Source organism: Nocardia goodfellowii (assembly GCF_017875645.1).
GTDB lineage: Bacteria > Actinomycetota > Actinomycetes > Mycobacteriales > Mycobacteriaceae > Nocardia > Nocardia goodfellowii.
Genome location: NZ_JAGGMR010000001.1, coordinates 7,272,899 through 7,289,095 on the forward strand (window position 1 = coordinate 7,272,899; position 16,197 = coordinate 7,289,095).

Below are 16,197 nucleotides of genomic sequence, written 5' to 3' on the forward strand. Positions count from 1 at the left end.
TGTTACGTCAGCGCTGAAGATTGCGAACGGCGTGGTTTTGCCGGAAAGGCGAGATCCCACCGGCGTGTCCGCGACGGTGGGATCTCGGGTCAGATCAGGCGATGTCAGGGCCGTGGATAGGCCTGGAACAACTGCCACATACGGTTCATCATCTCGGTGCGTCGCGCGCCGGTCGGCCACTGATGGCTACCGCCGTTGTAGACCCGCCACAGCGTCTGGGTTCCGGCATCGCAGCTCCAGCGGTTGGAGTCCTTGACGTCGGTGCCGCCGTCGTTCTGCTCGTTACCGCACGGGCGGTTCTCCCAGTTCCAGTACATGAGGTGGCCGTAGGCGACGGGCTCGAGCACCGTGGTGTCGCCGGCCGAGGCGAAGACGCCCCAGGAGATCGCGCGCGACGGATTGCAGCCGGTCGGCGGCGGCGCGGGCGCGTACACCGCGCCCGAGGCGAAGAAGCCCGCCTGGACACACCCGGCGCGCGAAGCCATCTGGCCGCCGTTGGAGTGCCCGGAGAGGTGAATGCGCCGTGGGTCCACGCAGTACTTGGCGCGGACGTTCGCCACCACCTTCATGATGTGCGCGACGTCGGTGTCATCGGCGTGCCAGCCCCAGCCCGGTTGCCCGTTGTCCTGGGTCTCACCGTCTTTGCTGCCGCGCGGGTAGACGACGATCGCCTTCTTCTGGTCGACGAACCCGTTCCAGCCCGTCTCCGAGGCGTGGCGCTCGGGGCTGGAGTGGCCGCCGTGGATCGCGACCAGCAGCGGCGCGCCGGCCGCGGAGATCCCGGCGGGCACGTGGATGCGGTAGTACCGGCCGTCGAGAGTGACCTTGTCGTCGTTGACCGGCGTCGTCGAGCACGCGGCGGCCATCCCTTCCGGATCTTCGAAGGTCTCTTCGTCGGCCGCGGCGGGGCCGGCGGTTATCGCGAGTGCGAGGGCCGCGCCGGTCGCGGCCAGTAGCGCGGATAGTCGAGTGGTGAAGGAGGACGTCACAGAAACTCCTTGTGTGCGAACAGGTTTGCGCTCCGAACGCTACTCAGACAGCGCCGTCCGCCGAGGCGGATTTCGGCATCGTTAGGCGACTGAACAGTGCGTCTCGGCCGACCCGTGAGGGGTTCGCACGCCGGCTTGTGACTTCGTAACGGGATCGGCTTACCCTCTGGTATGCCACAGCATAATCAGCTATGCGATAGTTTCAGCTCGACTGACCACAGGTGAGTTGACTGCCCGGTTCCGTCAAGTCCGTCAGATAGGCGATGACCGCGCTGTCCAGGCATTCGTCCCCGGCGACCAGGGCCGCAGTGTGACGGGTGCCCTGAAAGGTGATCAGCGACGCCCCCAGCTGCTGAGCCAGTTCGACACCGGCCTGATAAGGGGTGGCCGGGTCCTCGGTGGTGGACACGACGACCACCTTCGGCAGGCCCCGCACCGAGATCCGGTGCGGTTCGGAGCTGTTCGGCACCGGCCAGAACGCGCACAGTTCCAGGGCGGCCGCGCCGGTGCCCTTGCCGTCGTCGAGAAACGGTGCGGCCTTGCGGTATTCGGCGTCCTGGCGGGAGGCGACGGCCGGATCGGTGATGCGCGGATCGTCGACGCAGCGGATGGCGTTGAAGGCGTCCTGGGTGTTCACGTAGGAACCGTCGTCCTTGCGGCCGTCGTACATATCGGCCAACTGCAACAGAGTGTCGCCGCGACCCGCTCGCAGTTCGGCCAGGCCCGTAAACAGCACGCGCCACAGCGAGTCGGAGTACAGCGCCTGCTGGACGCCGGTGATGGCGTCGCCGTAGGAGAGTCCGCGCGCGTCGGTGGTGGCGGCGGGCTTGTCGCGCAACGGTTCCACCAGGTCGCGGAAACGGGCGACGGCCTGCGCGGGGTCGGCGCCGAGGGGGCAGTCGGGCTGTTTCGCGCAGTCGGCGCTGAAGGCGTCGAAGGCTTTCTGGAAACCGGCGGCCTGCCGCAGCGATTCCTCGACCGGGTCCTGGGAGGAATCGATGGCGCCGTCCAGAACTAGCGCGCGCACGCGGTCGGGGTATTTCTCGGCATAGGCCGAACCAAGTTTGGTGCCGTACGAGTAACCGAGATAGTTGAGCTTCGGGTCGCCGAGCACCGCGCGGATGATATCCATGTCCTGCACCACTTCCCGGGTGCCGACATGCGAAAGCACTTCCGCCCCGGTCCGTTCCACGCACTTGCCGACGTATTCCCTGTTCTCCGCCTCTTGTTCGGCGATACCCTCCGGCGTGTTGTCCACCGGCGGCTCGGCGCGCTCGGCGTCCGCTTCCCTGGGGTTCAGGCAGGCGATCGACGGTGTCGAAGAACCCACACCCCGCGGATCGAACCCGACCCGATCGAACCGTTCCGCCAGCGGCGACCCGCCCGCCAAGCTCACGATCGAGAGCCCGGACACGCCGGGACCACCCGGATTCAGCAGCAGCGACCCGATCTTTTTGCCGGAAGCCGGGATTCGAGACAACGCGATCTGGGCGGTCGCCCCCTCGGGTTTCGCGTAGTCCACGGGCACGGTGACCTTCGCGCATTCGGCGGCGGGCGGCAGCCGTTCGCCGCTGATGTCGGCGCACGACCCCCACCGCACCGTTTGCGCGTAAAACTTCTCCAGCGCCACCGGAGTCGCCGGCATCGGCGCACTGGGCTTCGCGTCCTCCTGTGCCGAGCACCCGCTCGCGATCGATGCCAGCACCGCCATACCCAGCACGCCCCGTCGCAAGCCCATGGGCACGATCCTGCCAGTACCACCGGACTCAGCCGTCCCCGGGCAAACCGGGGTACCCGGGCGGTGTGATCGATCGCACCGGAGAGGACTCTTATTCACCGTTGGACGACGGTGGCAGACTGGAGGAGTCAGAAGACCCGGGGACCCGGCATGGGCCTCGAGGCGACACCCAACGAAGGGACGATGATGTCCGTATCCGATTCGGAAACCCCTGCCTACGGCGCGGCTCCGGCCGAACCGAAGAAGCGGCGCAAGACCCGCGTCACCCATCTACAGCAGATGAAGGCCGACGGCGAGAAGTGGGCCATGCTCACCGCCTACGACTACTCCTCGGCTCGTCTCTTCGAAGAAGCCGGCATTCCCGTGCTGCTGGTCGGCGACTCGGCGGCCAACGTGGTCTATGGCTACGACACCACCGTGCCGATCACCGTCGACGAGCTGATCCCGCTGGTCCGCGGCGTGGTCCGGGGCGCGCCGAACGCACTGGTGGTGGCCGATCTGCCGTTCGGCACCTACGAGGCCTCCCCCGCGCAGGCGCTGGCCACCGCGACCCGGTTCATGAAAGAGGGCCAGGCGCACGCGGTGAAGCTGGAGGGTGGCGAGCGCGTGGCCGAGCAGATCGCGCTGATCACCGCGGCCGGCATCCCGGTCATGGCGCACGTCGGATTCACTCCGCAGAGCGTGAACACGCTCGGTGGTTTCCGGGTGCAGGGCCGGGGCGACGCCGCCGAACAGCTCATCCACGACGCGATGGCCGTCCAGGAGGCGGGCGCGTTCGCCGTGGTGATGGAGATGGTGCCCGCCGAGATCGCCGGTCAGGTCACGCACAAGCTGACCATTCCGACCGTCGGCATCGGCGCCGGCCCGGATTGCGACGCCCAGGTGCTGGTCTGGCAGGACATGGCCGGTTACACCAGCGGTAAGACGGCGAAGTTCGTCAAGCGGTTCGCCAGCATCGGCCTGGATCTGCGGACGGCCGCCGCCAACTACGCCGACGAGGTCCGCCGCGGGACCTTCCCCGGCCCGGAGCACAGCTTCTGAGCCCAGTCGGCCAGGGGGACATGACCGTGCCGTCTATCACGGTCATGTCCCTTTTCTCATCGATACCCACCGGGTTCCACCGGAGCGGCCGCAGCGAGCAGTGGCAGACTCGTGGGCGATAAACCGACACGAGTTACGAGGTATCGAATGCCGCAGAGCCGTTGGATTTCACGCAGCACCCTGCTGGTGGCGGGATTGTGCACCGCCGCTGCGCTGACCGCCTGCACCACCACGGGCGACCCGCAGTCAGCCGGGACCTCCGCGCCCACCACCTCCTCGGCGCAGGGATCGAAGACGACGGCCGCGCCGACCACCACGCTGGAGATCTCCGATGCGAGCGCCACGCAGTTGTGTGAGCTGATCAAGCCGGAGTTGTCCAACTGGCGGGTGCAGGGGCCGACGCTCGGCAAGATCGGGTTGAACGCGCTGGTGCACCAGTGGGGCCTGCAGCAGGGCGGCATCAACGGCCATATCCTGCACGACAAGTCGATCCTCGACACGGTCACCACGAAGTCCTGTCCCGATGTCCGCCAGCAGGCCATCGAGGCTTTGGAACTGCCGAATCTCGCCGCGGGGATCGCCTTCTGATGACGCGGCGCACCCTCTACCCCGCGATCGAGCCTTTCGACACCGGCATGCTCGATGTCGACGACGGGCAGTCCATCTACTGGGAGGTCAGCGGCAACCCCGCGGGAAAGCCGGTGGTGTTCCTGCACGGCGGCCCCGGCGGCGGCACCGAACCCAACTACCGCCGCTTCTTCGACCCGGCCGCCTACCGCATCGTGCTGTTCGATCAGCGCGGATGCGGCCGCAGCACACCGCATATCGCCGACGGCGCGGGCTTGGAGAACAACACCACGCCGCACCTGATCGCCGATATCGAGGCGCTGCGAACGCATTTGGGAATCGACCGCTGGCAGGTGTTCGGCGGATCGTGGGGTTCCACCCTCGCCCTCGCCTACGCGCAACAGCATTCCGAGCGGGTCACCGAACTGGTGCTGCGTGGCATATTCCTGTTGCGGCGCAAGGAGATCGACTGGTACTACAACGGGGCCGCGGGCAATCTGTACCCGGACCTGTGGGAGAAGTTTCTCGCTCCGGTGCCCGCCGAGGAACGCGCCGGCGATCTGGTCGAGGTCTACCACCGGCTGCTGCACTCCCCCGACCCCGAGGTCGCGACCGCCGCCGCCATCGCCTGGACCACTTGGGAAGGTGCGACCGCGTCCCTGCTGCCGAACCCGGATCGGGTCGCCGAGTTCGGTGACCCCCGGTTCGCGCTCGCCTTCGCGCGTATCGAGAACCACTATTTCCGGCACGGCGGTTTCCTCGACGAGGGCCAACTACTGCGCGACATCGCTAAGATCACGCATATCCCAGTGGTGATCGTGCAGGGCCGCTACGACGTCGTCTGCCCGGCGGTCAGTGCGTGGGACCTGCACCGCGCCTGGCCCGGTTCGGTACTGCACATCGTCGACGACGCGGGGCACGCCTCGAACGAACCCGGCATCGTCGACCGATTGGTCGAGGCGACAGACGGCTTCGCGAAAGTGAGTTGAGCGCATGGAGGTCAGCGCCGGTACGGCATTCATCGCGGCCCTGTCCAGCGATATCGACCGGCTGCTGGCCGCCGAACCCGAAGTCCGTTCCGACGCGGACGATTCGGTGCACCAGATGCGGGTGGCCACTCGCCGCCTGCGCAGCGTGCTGCGCTCCTACCGCATGCTGCTGCCCCGCGATCAGGCCGACGAGATCCGGCAAGAACTCAAGTGGCTCGCGAGCCTGCTCGGCGTGGCCCGCGACGCCGAGGTCCGGGCCGACCGCTTCGCGAAGCTGCTGGCCGAGCATGCCGAGGCGTTCACCGGCACCGCCGAAATCGACACTGTCACAGGGAAAACGGTGGACGCTCCGGCTGAGTCCGCCAGCGATGACAGCACCCGCGTCGCCGCGCCCATCGCCACCGCCGACGACCTCGCGGAGATCACCGCGCGCCTGGTGACCGCCGAACACGCCCGCTACGACGGCGCCCACGCCCAAATCCTCGCCGCCCTCGACAGCGACCGCTACCGCACCTTGCGAAACACGTTGTCCAGCTGGAAATCCGAGCTTCCGCTGCGCCCCTCCCGCGCCGCCGTCCCCGCCGCCGACTTCTTCCGCGTGGTCCTGCGACGCGACCACGAACGCATCGAAGCCTTCCTCCGCGCCGAACCCAGCACGGCCCCGGACGACCGCATCGAAATGCTGCACGACATCCGTAAAAGCGCCAAACGCCTGCGCTACTCCTGCGAAGCCGCCGCCGAGGTGCTGGGCGAGGAAGCCACCGGCCTGGGACACCACGCCAAGCACCTGCAATCTGTCCTCGGCGATCACCGCGACGCCATCGAATCGCATGCGGCGATCGTCGCCCGCGCCGCCGAAGCCGAAGCGGCAGGCGAGAACTCGGCGCTCTATCACCTACTGGCGGCAGCCGAAGACCGGGCGGCGCACGATGAACTCGAGCGGTACCCGGCGGCCGCCGAGGCTTTGATCACCCGAACGTCACAACCGGCCTCTTAGCGCGCCCAACAGCCGTCTGCGCAGCCGCTTAGGTATCCGGTGTGTCGTCTCTGGCGTTCGAGACCAACGGGTTGCCGCGACCTTCCGCCACGGTGTCGCAGCTAGCCGATGCCGAGGATGCGTGTGGTCAACGCCAGGACGCCGTCCCGATGGCGTTGCCGAGAGATCATGTCGGTGAATTCCGGACGCATGCCGGCAAAGATCGCCATGGTGAGAAATTCCGCGTCGGCGTCCGGGTCGACCTGCGAGATCAACTCCGTGAGCAGTGCACGCCAGGGCGCCCAGGTTTCCGCTTGACAGCCATCGGGCAGGATGCGCACCAGCGGTTGCAATTCGACGACGGTGAGGTCGAACACCGCGCTCACGAACGCCAGTATCCGCTCACCCACCGGCACGGACGCATTCCCGGCCAGTTCGCGCACGGTTGCCCAGGCCCGGCTGGTCCGGTCGTCGAACAGCGCGCGGACGAGTCCTTCGCGATCGGTGAATCGGCGGAACAGGGTGCCTTTGCCGACGCCGGCGGCTGCCGCGATGTCGTCCATGGAGACGTTGTCGAGCTTGTCCTCGCAGATCAGGCGCCCGGCGACGGCGAGGATGGTGGCCCGATTGCGTTCGGCGTCGGCGCGCATGCCGGGAATCCTCCTCTTGACAAAGACGGACTGTCGGTCCGTATCATATCGCCTATTAATCGGACCGTTAGTCCGTTTTGAGAGGTGGAGTCCCATGCGTGCAGTCCGCTACCACGAGTACGGTGCCCCGGAGGTCCTGCGGGCCGAGGAAGTCGACGATCCCACGCCGGGCGCGGACGAGGTCCTCGTCCAGACGACGGCGACCGGAGTCAACTACTTCGAGGTGCAGGTACGTGCCGGAGTGGTTCCCGACCCGCTCGGCCAACCATTGCCGCACACACCGGGTATCGAAGTAGCCGGGACAGTGGTCGCGGTCGGCCCCGGTGTCGACTCCGGCCGGATCGGCGAGCGGGTCGTCGGCACCGTCGCTTCCGGCAGCTACGCCGAGCTGGTGGTCGTCCCGGCAGCGGCCGCCATCCCGCTCGACGAGCGCCTGGGCGAGCATCAGGCGCTCGCGTTGCTCGGGCAGGGCGCGACAGCGGTAGGAGTAATCGAAGCGGCGGACATCGCACCCGGGGATACGGTTCTGGTCGAGGCGGCGGGCGGCGGAATCGGAACCCTGCTGGTCCAGTTGGCCAAACGGGCAGGCGCCCGGGTCGTAGCCGGTGCGAGCGGAACCGCGAAGCGGCAGTTGGCCGCCGACCTCGGCGCCGACGTGACCGTGGATTACACCCGACCGGGCTGGACCGAGGCGGTGGGTCCGGTGTCGGTTGTGCTCGAGACAGTGGGCGGGCAGACGGCCCGCGAGGCTTACAGCCTGCTCGCCGGGTCCCGGGCGCGGATGGTGATTTTCGGCTCGGCCAGTGGTGTGCCGGTCGAGATCACCTCGCAGCAGCTGCTTCCGGTCGGTGCCGCACTGATTCCGTTCAGCCTCGGCTATCGCCCGGAACGCTGGTCCGAGTTCGCTCGCCGAGCCGAGGAGTTGACCGTGCGGGGTGAACTCACGCCGGTCATCGGGACGGTCCTGCCGCTGGCCGAGGCGGCAGCCGCGCATCGCGCGTTCGAGACCCGCACGGCGATCGGCAAGACCATCCTCACTGCCTGACCCGCGAAACGACATCCGTTGCCCGCCAAGCGATCTGTGGTGCGACAGCCCGCGATCGACCGTTCAGGCCGGGTAGGTGAAGGCGATCTTGCGGGTAGTGGGGTCGGCGGAGGTCAGGAGGACGCGCACCGTGCTGCCCTCTGGGGGTTGGCCGGCGCAGGGGCCGAGGACGGGTGGGTCGGCGATGAAGATCTCGGCGGGACGGTTGCCGTTGGCTTCGCGGATCACCACCGCCTCGAAGGCCTGGCCTACGCGCTCGGACAGGAGGGTCGACTCGGTGAGGTCGATGCAGGCGCGTTCAATCTTGTTCGCCATGGCGTCGGTCCGGCGGAGTGTGCTCACCACGTCGGCGAGACCGTCGCGAACCCACTGCGGCACTTCGGTTCTCGCGGAGCGGGCGAGGCAGATCTCGGTCGCGAATCGGTCACCGAGGCGACGCAGCGGGGCGGTGACATGCGCGTATGGGGCACCGATAGCGCTGTGCTGCAACAGGTCTGGTCGTCGGGTATCCGCATCGGCGGACTCGGAGCTCACCTGTCCGTTCGCACGGGCCGTCTCCTGCGTCGTGCCGGTGTCGCCGTTCAGCACCGTGTAGCCCGCGCCGCGCAACAAGCCGGTGGCCTCGGACATGAGTACCAGTGCCGCAGGCGTATTCGGATCCAGCATGGCCAGCATCCGCCCGACCGACTGGTCCGCGGGCCAGTCCACACCCACCGCGGCCGCGGTGCGGCGCATTGCCGCGATGGCGGATTCCGCCGGTGGCGGCATGGTCCGGAGCAGGGCGATCACCTCACCGGATTCCTTGCCCGCCAGCATGATCCGAGCGGCGATCATCCCGGTCAGCAGCGATATCTGTTCATTCCAGTCGTCGGCGGCGGTGCGGGGTTCCACGATGAGTTGCCAATGCCCGTCGGTCCCCTCGTGCCGGATGATGCTCTGCGACGGCAAGCGCAGGCCGATCGCCCCGCGCGCCAGACCGGCTTCGATGCGCCGCCGACCGAATTCCGGCAGGGCCGCGATCGACGGGTGCAGGCGGCCCGCGTCGGCGTCGGCTTGGACGCCCGCGTAGTCCAGGCGGGCGCGGGAGCGGATCAGCGCCCGCTCGACCGCGTATGTCAAAGGCTCCCCGGCGCCGTCACATTCGATGGTCCACAGCACGGCGGGGCGGGTCTGGTCGGGCAGCAGGCTGGCCGAGCCCTCGGACAGCTCCGGCGGATGCAGCGGCACGGTGCCGTCGGGTAGGTAGAAGGTTTGCCCCCGCGCACCCGATTCGCGCGCGAGAGCGCCGGCGGGGTCGATCACCGCGGCTACGTCGGCGATCGCATAGTGCACGATGAAGCCGGTGCCGGTGCGTTCCAGATGAACCGCTTGATCGAGGTCCATGGCGCCGGGCGGGTCGATCGTCACGAATTCGAGATCGGTGCGATCGATCCGAAAGCCCGCGAACGCGTCGGACGCGTCGCGGGCTTCCGCGGTGGCCTCGGCGGGATACGCCGAGGCCAAACCGAATTCGGATCTGATGGCTCCGAAATCAACCGGAGCCGAGACAATCCGCTGGTGCAGTTCCACAGTGTGAGAGCCGCTCGCTACTACTGCAGCGCCAGCATGGTGCCGTTCAGCTCATTGAGCGGACCGAACACGGTGAAGGTGACCCGGCCGTTCGGTACCGCGGCGGACACCTCGGCCGCGGCGTCGAGCGCCTGGCCGAAGGACGCCGCCGACGGATGCGGCAGACCGGCGAGGGCCAGTCCGACGTTGGACTGACTGACCCACTGGGTATCCGCAGGGCTGAGGTCGACCCGCAACCCACCCGGCAGCGGGGTCACCGCGACCGCGTTGGCGGACCCGGCGCCCAGCACTGCGAAAACCGATGCGGCCCCGGCGATAAGCGCGCCGGCGACCAGTGAACGAACTACCCGCATATGTTTTGAGACCTGCTTCCTGCACTCGGAGAATGAAAAGCACCCGTCAGACCACCCCGCAAACGGGTCTTACCAACGGCGACCACTCTATGACGTCGATCACTCGAATGGCCAGCCACCGCCGAAACGCCGTGCCGGACCGGCCAAACGGGCCCCGACTGTTAGGGTTCCCCGGCAATGCGCGCGTTACTCGGCGCGCAGTGCTCGCAAAGTGTCCGTGTACGTCGACAATTGGGAGAAAACGCAGTCATGTCAACGATCCTCTTCGATTACCTGATGCCGGTGCTCGGTCCGGACCAGGCCGCGTACTGGGCCTCGGTCTTCATGAGCAACCCGACCTGACCTCACGGTTTCCGTCCATGCGGTGGCCGCCTCCCGTTAACCGCACGGGAGGCGGCTTTCGCCGGATGCCGCTAGCATCCCGCAGCGTGACCAGAACTACCGCCGCCATCGCGGCCAGCACCACCGTTTTCGCCGCTCTGCTGCTCGCGGGCTGTGGCGGCGAGGACAAGGCGGCCGAGCCCGCCGCGTCGGCCTCCAGTGCCGCCGGGGCCTCCGCCGCTCAGATCATCGACAGTGCCCGCGCCGGTACCTTCGTGGTCAGTTACAAGTCCGCTTTCCCGAAGCTCGCGACGGGCCGCACCGATGCCCAAATCGCCGAAATCCTCACCGAGACGTGCAAAGACGTAAAGGCCGCCAAGTCCGAGGACGCGATCGTGGGCCATATCGTCGAGCTGGCCAAGAATGGTTCGGTCGAGGCTTCGAAGGAAGAGGCGCAGTCGGTCTATCAAATGGCCAAGATCATGTGCGGCTGATTTCGGCCGCAGCGCGAAAACGCCGGTGCTGTTCGGACAGCGCCGGCGTTTCTCGTACTGCTGGCGGGCGAGTTGGCCTGTAAGCCGGATCCTGTCCCCGGCTGACGCCGGGTGACGACCATCCATCTGGACACACCGTTGCCGGGTGCCTCGAGCGGTCCACCCGCAGGCTCGGGCGAGCAGCCCTCGAACACCTGCGCAGCCGCACCGCGAGCGATGCGACCTTCGACCTTGCTCCGGGCGGGGTTTACCTAGCCGCCCCGGTCACCCGGGGCGCTGGTGCGCTCTTACCGCACCGTTTCACCCTTACCGGCTGTTGGGCCGGCGGTCTGTTTTCTGTGGCACTGTCCCGCGGGTCACCCCGGGTTGCCGTTAGCAACCGCCCTGCTCTGTGGAGTCCGGACTTTCCTCGGCGACGGGCGGCGGCACAGCGGTGCCCGTTCCCTTCGCCGCGGTCGCCCGGCCAACTCGTCCGCGTGCCCAGCGTAGCCGGTGTGTAGCGGCCGACCCAACCACGCCGCGTGAGCGGCGGCCGAGCACAGTACGGTAATGGCCCATGGAACGTCTCGAGGTCAGTTTCCCGTCGGGTAACGAGCATTGCGCCGGCTGGCTGTATCCTCCCGCAGGCGTCCCCAAGCCCCGCCCGCTCGTGGTGATGGGGCACGGTCTGGGGGGCACACGGGATATGGGGCTGGACCGCTACGCCCGGCGTTTCGCCGCCGCGGGCATGGCGGTGCTGGTCTTCGACTACCGGCACTTCGGCGCCAGCGCCGGTACACCGCGGCAGGTGATCAGCATTGCCAAGCAGCGCGAGGACTGGCGTAACGCCATCGCCTACGCGCGCACCCTGCGCGGCATCGACAAGACGCGAATCGCGTTGTGGGGCACGTCATTCGGTGGGGGGCACGTACTCTCGGTGGCGCCCGAGGACGACTATCTGGCCGCTGTCGTCGCCCAGGTGCCGTTCACCAGCGGACTGGCCTCCGGGCTGGCGAAGGGACCGATCAGCCTGACCAAAGTCGCCACTCTCGCGACCACCGACCTGCTGCTCGGCCCGATCCGCAGAAAGCCGATTCGGGTGAAGCTGGCGGGGCGCAAGCGCTCGGCCGCGCTGATGTCGGCGTCGGACGTGCCGGAGGGACACGGCCGGCTGGCCGAGGAGAGCCTGACTTATGAACCGAAAGTCGCGGCGCGGTTCGCGTTTTCGGCATTGTTCGACTCGCCGGGCCGGCGCACCAAGGGTTTGAAGGTGCCGGTGTTCTACGCCGTCGCCGACCACGATTCGATCGCTCCGGCCAAGCCGACCTTGAAGGCGGCCGAGCGCACGAAACACGCGGTGGTGAAACGATATCCGGTGGGGCACTTCGACGTGTATTTCGACGATGTCTTCGAACAGGCGGTATACGACCAGACGGAATTCCTGGTTTCGGTGCTGCGGCCCTGATCGCGGGTCAGCGGCGTGCGGTATCGTTGATCGACAATCTCTGCCGGGTGTGCACGCACCCCTGTCGATGGCTCGATGCGCCGCGAAGCATCATTGATATGAATTGTGTTCTCTCCCTGGGGAAGGGCTTTCCCACTCCGCTGTGACGGCCGCGCGGGTCCGTACCCGCCCCGAACTACGCCGCCAGCGCCGCCAACGCGCGCACGGCTGCTGGAACCACATCCTCGCCGCACCGCTGTGGCCCAAGCACGGCGTCAATCTGGGCACTCTGCTGCGCACCTGCGACGCGGTCGGGGCCTGCCTGGTGGTGCCGCGCAAACCGTGGGTGCCCGATGCGCTCGAGCACGGCAACACCCTGCGTAAGCGCCAGTGCGTGCATTGGGTCGACGGACGGGTGGACCGCTGGCTGCAACGTCAGCGATCCGGCGGCTCGGCGATCGTCGGGGTCGAGCTCACCGACGAATCCATCCGGCTCGCCGACCTGCCACCCGCCCGGAAACGCACCATCATGGTGCTGGGTCACGAGTCCGACGGGATTCCGCCGGAGGGGCTCGAATATCTCGATGTGGCAGTGGAGATCCCGATGGTCGGCACCGGGCACAGTCTCAATGTCGCGGTGGCCGGGTCGCTCGTCCTCTACAAACTCGCGGGGCTGTGTTAGATACGCTTGTGGCCGGAACCCGGCTGGTCCCGGCCACAAGCGAAGAGACTAGTCCGGCCAGGTGCCGGTGACGGATTTGTATCCGGTCGCACCAGCCCGGTTCAGGGCGGCCCGGACCAGCCCGAAAATGGCGCCCTGCAACGCCGCGGCAGCCAGAACCTCTTGCCAGCCATGGTCTTTCGCGGTGGCGTCCGGCGCTTCGTCTTCTCCGGTCAGTAGTCCCCACACTTTGCTGAACACCGCGCCCGCGAGTAACCCGCCCAGCACACTGATCAGCATTTCCAGGGGCTTGTACAAAGTACGCATCATCGCCTCCGCAGTCGACGCCAAAGAACTACGCCCGCAAGAACTCCCGCGAGTCCGAGTGCCGGAACGGCTTTGCTCTTCCGGCCGGCCGGCGCGTTCGCCTCCGCGCGCTGCACCAGATCCCGGGCCTTGGTGCGCACGCGATCCACCGCGTCCGTCGCCGTGTAGGCGGCCTGTACCGCCCCGTCATCCGCACGGTGCTTCACCTCGGCCGCTTTATCCCGGGTGGCTCCGGCGAACCCGGGTAGCCGATCGATGTCGGCTGTCGATTTTCGTGGGCTCATACGCCTCTCCTCTTCGTCATGGATTCTTTTGGGCGGTCGGAACCTCTTGGCTCGTCCAAGGATTCTCTCGATGCGTCGGAATCGTCGGTCGCCTCCTGCCGCGGCGGCAGGAACGGCTCCTCATCGGGCGGCATACCTTCCTCGATCCGCCGCCCCCGCGCCAGTTCCGCGTCGAACTCCGCACCGAGCAGCACCGCGATATTCGAGATCCACAGCCAGACCAGGAACACCGCGACACCACCGAGGGAGCCGTAGGTTTTGTTGTATGACCCGAAATTAGCGACGTAGACGGCGAATCCGGCCGAGGCCGCGATCCACACCACGACCGCGAGCACGCTGCCCGGACTGAGCCAGCGGAACCCGGGTTGCTTCGCGTTCGGTGCCACCCAATACAGCATGGCGAACGCCAGACTGATCAAAATCGCCAGCACCGGCCATTTGACAATGTCCCAGGCCATCACACCGGCCGACCCGACACCGAGCCACTGACCCACCCGATCCGCGATACCGCCGGTGGCGACCACCCCCACAGCGCAGACCGCGAGCAACACCACCATGAGCGCGGTCAGGCCCACGCGGACCGGCACCGTCTTCCAGATCGGCCGTCCTTCGTCGACGTCGTAGACCGCGTTCGCGGCCCGCATGAACGCGCCGATGTAGCCGGAGGCCGTCCACAGTGCGGTCAGGAGACCGATGATGGCGAGCGGGCCCGCGATCTGTTGCGAGCCCTGCAGTTCCTTGATGGCGTCGACCAGCAGCGCGGTGGCACTGCCCGCACCCATATCCTCGACGGTCTGGATCAGCGTCTGGGTCTGCGAATCACCCAGCAAACCGAGCAGGGCGGTACAGACGATGATCGCGGGGAAGATCGACAGCATCGAGTAATAGGTGAGCGCCGCTGCCCAGTCCATCAGATTGTCGTCTTGGAATTCGGCGACGGTGCGTCGCAATACGCCCCACCAGGACCGCCACTTCAACTGGGTCGGGCCCACCGACCAATCTGTCGTGGGCCTCTGTTTGTGAGCCAAGCCGCGCATCACGTCACCTCCCGATCGAAGGCCGCAATACCCGTCGCTACCTGCCCCAAACTCTCACGCAGATCACCCCTTTGGCCGCGGCCCGGAAGGCCTCGCCGACAGCAGTACGGTCGCGGCGAGTGCCAGCAGTAGCGACGCCGCGAGGATCTGCACGATCGGCAGGTCGTAATCCGGAGTCAGCACCGCGGTCACGTTGAGCATGGCGTGAAACAAGATCGCCGCGAACACACCGCGTCCGGTGTTGTTGTGCAGCCACACGATGAGCACACGGGCAGCTACCGTCCCGGTGAACCAGCCTGCGATCCAAGCGAATCCGTGGCCTACCTGCATGAGCGGCACCAGATGCCAGAGCGCCCAATAGATCCCGAGCCCGATGCCGGTCCAAGTCGTTCCCCAGCGTTGCCGCAAGGGATCGGTGGCATAGGCGGTCCAGCCCAATTCCTCACAGGCCGCGGCGAACAACGTCGCGACGACCACGAGCGGTACCGCCACCAGCGAGATCGGGATCCGCGTGCCGACCTCGCCCAGCCCCCACGCGATTCCGTATGCACCTGCCGCCACCAGGACCGGCAAGCCCGCCGCGGCGAGATACCACACCTTGCGAGGTGCGGCCGAATAGTCGAATGCCCGACTCAACAACCCGAGAACGCCACCCCGGCCTGCTTCCTGATAGACCAGGATGGCCGCGGCAACCACCGGCACCAGGAACATCACCGCACTGGCGGGCAGGCGCAACGCGCCGATCCGCACACTGTCGACCACAGCGCCCACTACGAAGAACGGCAGCGAAATCGCGGTGACCACAACCAGGAACAGCAGCGGGCGCCGCTCCGGATAGAGCTGAGATTTCATCACGCCAGCTTGCCGCAACCATTCGCGCGAGACTGTGGTGCCAGGACCGCTACACAAGTCACCGCCGCACACGATCTTGGATGCGGCGGTGACCTGGGTGCGGTTACACCGGGCGGAAACCGGCTCCCGGGCCGCCCATTTCGTCCACGGCCGCCAGGATCTGATCGATCGGCGCGAAGTACGCCGGCGAGTGGATCGGGTTGGCGGCGGTGGCACACGGGATGTCGAAGCCGATGCCCGCGAGGCCGGTAAGGCGGCCGAGGTTCATGCCGACCAAACGGTCGCCCACGGTGACCGGGCCGCCGGAATCGCCCGGCTTGGAGCAGGCCTGGTTGAGTGTGGTGATCGGGTCGAGGCTGCCCCAGACCAGACCGCAACCCGGGCCGCTGCTGCGGCCGTTCGAGCAGACGGTGCTGCCCGGCGCCGGACGCGCCCCGATGCCGCTGATGGTGGTCGCGCCGACCGTGCGCACGGGAGTGACGCGCTCCTTGTCGAAGACCAGGACCGCGAAATCCAGACCCGCCCCGTTGTCGGAGTAGGCGACGAGGCCGACCGCACCCGCCCGCAACTGCGTCTCCGAGCCGACCAGCGAACCGGTGGGCGCGCAATGGCCGGCGGTCAGACCGACCAGCCGTCCGGCGTTGTCGTAGCCGATGGCGGCCAGCGAACACGCGCGATTGTTTTCGAAGACCAGCCCCGAGCTCCCGCCCAGCACCACACTCCCCGGATCGGCTTGCGCGGCACCGGCCAGAGCAGCGCCCACACCCGCGATGACGGCAGCAACGGCCGCCGCGCCTCTGAACTTCACGTAGAACTCTTTCTCTAGAAACACCGGCAGGCGTCCGATTTCTCGATCCGCCTGCCACACCCACACATCATGG

At 67.4% G+C, this 16,197-nt stretch carries 18 protein-coding genes and 1 other RNA gene; 8 read left to right on the forward strand and 11 right to left on the reverse strand.

Annotation, left to right across the window (positions count from 1 at the left end):
- Positions 1-104: 104 nt before the first annotated feature.
- Together BJ987_RS33665 and BJ987_RS33670 are read right to left on the reverse strand one after the other, a co-directional pair.
- Positions 105-989, reverse strand: coding sequence for a CE1 family esterase (locus BJ987_RS33665; protein WP_209897077.1), 885 nt, complete (start codon positions 987-989; stop codon positions 105-107).
- A 202-nt stretch (positions 990-1,191) separates the two neighbouring features.
- Positions 1,192-2,727, reverse strand: coding sequence for an alpha/beta hydrolase (locus BJ987_RS33670; protein WP_209897078.1), 1,536 nt, complete (start codon positions 2,725-2,727; stop codon positions 1,192-1,194).
- Positions 2,728-2,913: 186 nt separating this feature from the next.
- Between BJ987_RS33670 and panB the strand changes: the two genes are divergently transcribed.
- The 4 genes from panB to BJ987_RS33690 all read left to right on the forward strand — a co-directional run bounded on the left by panB (position 2,914) and on the right by BJ987_RS33690 (position 6,321).
- Positions 2,914-3,768 (forward strand): 3-methyl-2-oxobutanoate hydroxymethyltransferase, encoded by an 855-nt coding sequence (gene panB / locus BJ987_RS33675; protein WP_209899540.1) that lies wholly within the window; start codon positions 2,914-2,916, stop codon positions 3,766-3,768.
- 147 nt (positions 3,769-3,915) lie between these two features.
- Entirely contained in the window at positions 3,916-4,356 is a 441-nt protein-coding gene (locus BJ987_RS33680) for a hypothetical protein (protein WP_209897079.1), read from the forward strand.
- The gene (gene pip, locus BJ987_RS33685; RefSeq protein ID WP_209897080.1) at positions 4,356-5,324 is read left to right on the forward strand and encodes a prolyl aminopeptidase; all 969 of its coding nucleotides are present in this window, start codon (positions 4,356-4,358) and stop codon (positions 5,322-5,324) included. The genes BJ987_RS33680 and pip overlap by 1 nt, the downstream gene beginning before the upstream one ends.
- A 4-nt stretch (positions 5,325-5,328) precedes the next feature.
- On the forward strand, positions 5,329-6,321 hold the full coding sequence (locus BJ987_RS33690; RefSeq protein ID WP_209897081.1) for a CHAD domain-containing protein: 993 nt from the start codon (positions 5,329-5,331) through the stop codon (positions 6,319-6,321).
- A gap of 101 nt (positions 6,322-6,422) precedes the next feature.
- Here the strand turns inward: BJ987_RS33690 and BJ987_RS33695 are convergent, their stop codons facing one another.
- The gene (locus tag BJ987_RS33695; protein ID WP_245366252.1) at positions 6,423-6,950 is read right to left on the reverse strand and encodes a TetR/AcrR family transcriptional regulator; all 528 of its coding nucleotides are present in this window, start codon (positions 6,948-6,950) and stop codon (positions 6,423-6,425) included.
- A gap of 94 nt (positions 6,951-7,044) precedes the next feature.
- Between BJ987_RS33695 and BJ987_RS33700 the strand changes: the two genes are divergently transcribed.
- On the forward strand, positions 7,045-7,995 hold the full coding sequence (locus tag BJ987_RS33700) for a quinone oxidoreductase family protein (protein WP_209897083.1): 951 nt from the start codon (positions 7,045-7,047) through the stop codon (positions 7,993-7,995).
- A gap of 63 nt (positions 7,996-8,058) precedes the next feature.
- Here the strand turns inward: BJ987_RS33700 and BJ987_RS33705 are convergent, their stop codons facing one another.
- Both BJ987_RS33705 and BJ987_RS33710 read right to left on the reverse strand, forming a co-directional pair.
- Complete coding sequence (locus tag BJ987_RS33705) at positions 8,059-9,564, reverse strand: RNB domain-containing ribonuclease (RefSeq protein ID WP_209897084.1); 1,506 nt, start codon at positions 9,562-9,564, stop codon at positions 8,059-8,061.
- 20 nt (positions 9,565-9,584) lie between these two features.
- A complete protein-coding gene (locus BJ987_RS33710) occupies positions 9,585-9,917 on the reverse strand; it encodes a hypothetical protein (protein ID WP_209897085.1) in 333 nt (110 codons plus the stop codon).
- Positions 9,918-10,345: 428 nt separating this feature from the next.
- Between BJ987_RS33710 and BJ987_RS33715 the strand changes: the two genes are divergently transcribed.
- Entirely contained in the window at positions 10,346-10,732 is a 387-nt protein-coding gene (locus BJ987_RS33715; protein ID WP_209897086.1) for a hypothetical protein, read from the forward strand.
- A gap of 64 nt (positions 10,733-10,796) precedes the next feature.
- On the opposite strand, the gene rnpB is transcribed toward BJ987_RS33715, so the two are convergent.
- Positions 10,797-11,203, reverse strand: an RNA gene (gene rnpB / locus BJ987_RS33720) — RNase P RNA component class A.
- Between the two features lie 85 nt (positions 11,204-11,288).
- Between rnpB and BJ987_RS33725 the strand changes: the two genes are divergently transcribed.
- Together BJ987_RS33725 and BJ987_RS33730 are read left to right on the forward strand one after the other, a co-directional pair.
- Entirely contained in the window at positions 11,289-12,176 is an 888-nt protein-coding gene (locus BJ987_RS33725; RefSeq protein ID WP_209897087.1) for an alpha/beta hydrolase, read from the forward strand.
- 142 nt (positions 12,177-12,318) lie between these two features.
- Complete coding sequence (locus tag BJ987_RS33730; RefSeq protein WP_209897088.1) at positions 12,319-12,837, forward strand: TrmH family RNA methyltransferase; 519 nt, start codon at positions 12,319-12,321, stop codon at positions 12,835-12,837.
- 48 nt (positions 12,838-12,885) lie between these two features.
- On the opposite strand, the gene BJ987_RS33735 is transcribed toward BJ987_RS33730, so the two are convergent.
- The 5 genes from BJ987_RS33735 to BJ987_RS33755 form a co-directional block, all read right to left on the reverse strand.
- Positions 12,886-13,143, reverse strand: coding sequence for a DUF4235 domain-containing protein (locus BJ987_RS33735; RefSeq protein ID WP_209897089.1), 258 nt, complete (start codon positions 13,141-13,143; stop codon positions 12,886-12,888).
- On the reverse strand, positions 13,143-13,427 hold the full coding sequence (locus tag BJ987_RS33740; RefSeq protein WP_209897090.1) for a hypothetical protein: 285 nt from the start codon (positions 13,425-13,427) through the stop codon (positions 13,143-13,145). Before BJ987_RS33740 ends, BJ987_RS33735 begins: the two co-directional genes overlap by 1 nt.
- Complete coding sequence (locus BJ987_RS33745) at positions 13,424-14,419, reverse strand: YihY/virulence factor BrkB family protein (protein WP_307869836.1); 996 nt, start codon at positions 14,417-14,419, stop codon at positions 13,424-13,426. The genes BJ987_RS33740 and BJ987_RS33745 overlap by 4 nt, the downstream gene beginning before the upstream one ends.
- 108 nt (positions 14,420-14,527) lie before the next feature.
- Positions 14,528-15,316, reverse strand: coding sequence for a CPBP family intramembrane glutamic endopeptidase (locus BJ987_RS33750; RefSeq protein WP_209897092.1), 789 nt, complete (start codon positions 15,314-15,316; stop codon positions 14,528-14,530).
- A 103-nt stretch (positions 15,317-15,419) separates the two neighbouring features.
- Positions 15,420-16,124 carry a chymotrypsin family serine protease gene (locus BJ987_RS33755; RefSeq protein ID WP_209897093.1) on the reverse strand — a complete coding sequence of 235 codons (705 nt, stop codon included), beginning with the start codon at positions 16,122-16,124 and terminating at the stop codon, positions 15,420-15,422.
- Positions 16,125-16,197 lie beyond the last annotated feature (73 nt).

What these genes read in the sequence shown, in the direction of transcription:
- BJ987_RS33695 (WP_245366252.1), bottom strand. Translation starts at nt 6,950, where the DNA reads ATGCGCGCCGACGCCGAACGCAATCGGGCCACCATCCTCGCCGTCGCC.
- pip (WP_209897080.1), top strand. Translation starts at nt 4,356, where the DNA reads ATGACGCGGCGCACCCTCTACCCCGCGATCGAGCCTTTCGACACCGGC.
- BJ987_RS33725 (WP_209897087.1), top strand. Translation starts at nt 11,289, where the DNA reads ATGGAACGTCTCGAGGTCAGTTTCCCGTCGGGTAACGAGCATTGCGCC.
- BJ987_RS33750 (WP_209897092.1), bottom strand. Translation starts at nt 15,316, where the DNA reads ATGAAATCTCAGCTCTATCCGGAGCGGCGCCCGCTGCTGTTCCTGGTT.
- BJ987_RS33670 (WP_209897078.1), bottom strand. Translation starts at nt 2,727, where the DNA reads ATGGGCTTGCGACGGGGCGTGCTGGGTATGGCGGTGCTGGCATCGATC.
- BJ987_RS33735 (WP_209897089.1), bottom strand. Translation starts at nt 13,143, where the DNA reads ATGCGTACTTTGTACAAGCCCCTGGAAATGCTGATCAGTGTGCTGGGC.
- BJ987_RS33710 (WP_209897085.1), bottom strand. Translation starts at nt 9,917, where the DNA reads ATGCGGGTAGTTCGTTCACTGGTCGCCGGCGCGCTTATCGCCGGGGCC.
- BJ987_RS33690 (WP_209897081.1), top strand. Translation starts at nt 5,329, where the DNA reads ATGGAGGTCAGCGCCGGTACGGCATTCATCGCGGCCCTGTCCAGCGAT.
- BJ987_RS33700 (WP_209897083.1), top strand. Translation starts at nt 7,045, where the DNA reads ATGCGTGCAGTCCGCTACCACGAGTACGGTGCCCCGGAGGTCCTGCGG.
- panB (WP_209899540.1), top strand. Translation starts at nt 2,914, where the DNA reads ATGTCCGTATCCGATTCGGAAACCCCTGCCTACGGCGCGGCTCCGGCC.
- BJ987_RS33680 (WP_209897079.1), top strand. Translation starts at nt 3,916, where the DNA reads ATGCCGCAGAGCCGTTGGATTTCACGCAGCACCCTGCTGGTGGCGGGA.
- BJ987_RS33740 (WP_209897090.1), bottom strand. Translation starts at nt 13,427, where the DNA reads ATGAGCCCACGAAAATCGACAGCCGACATCGATCGGCTACCCGGGTTC.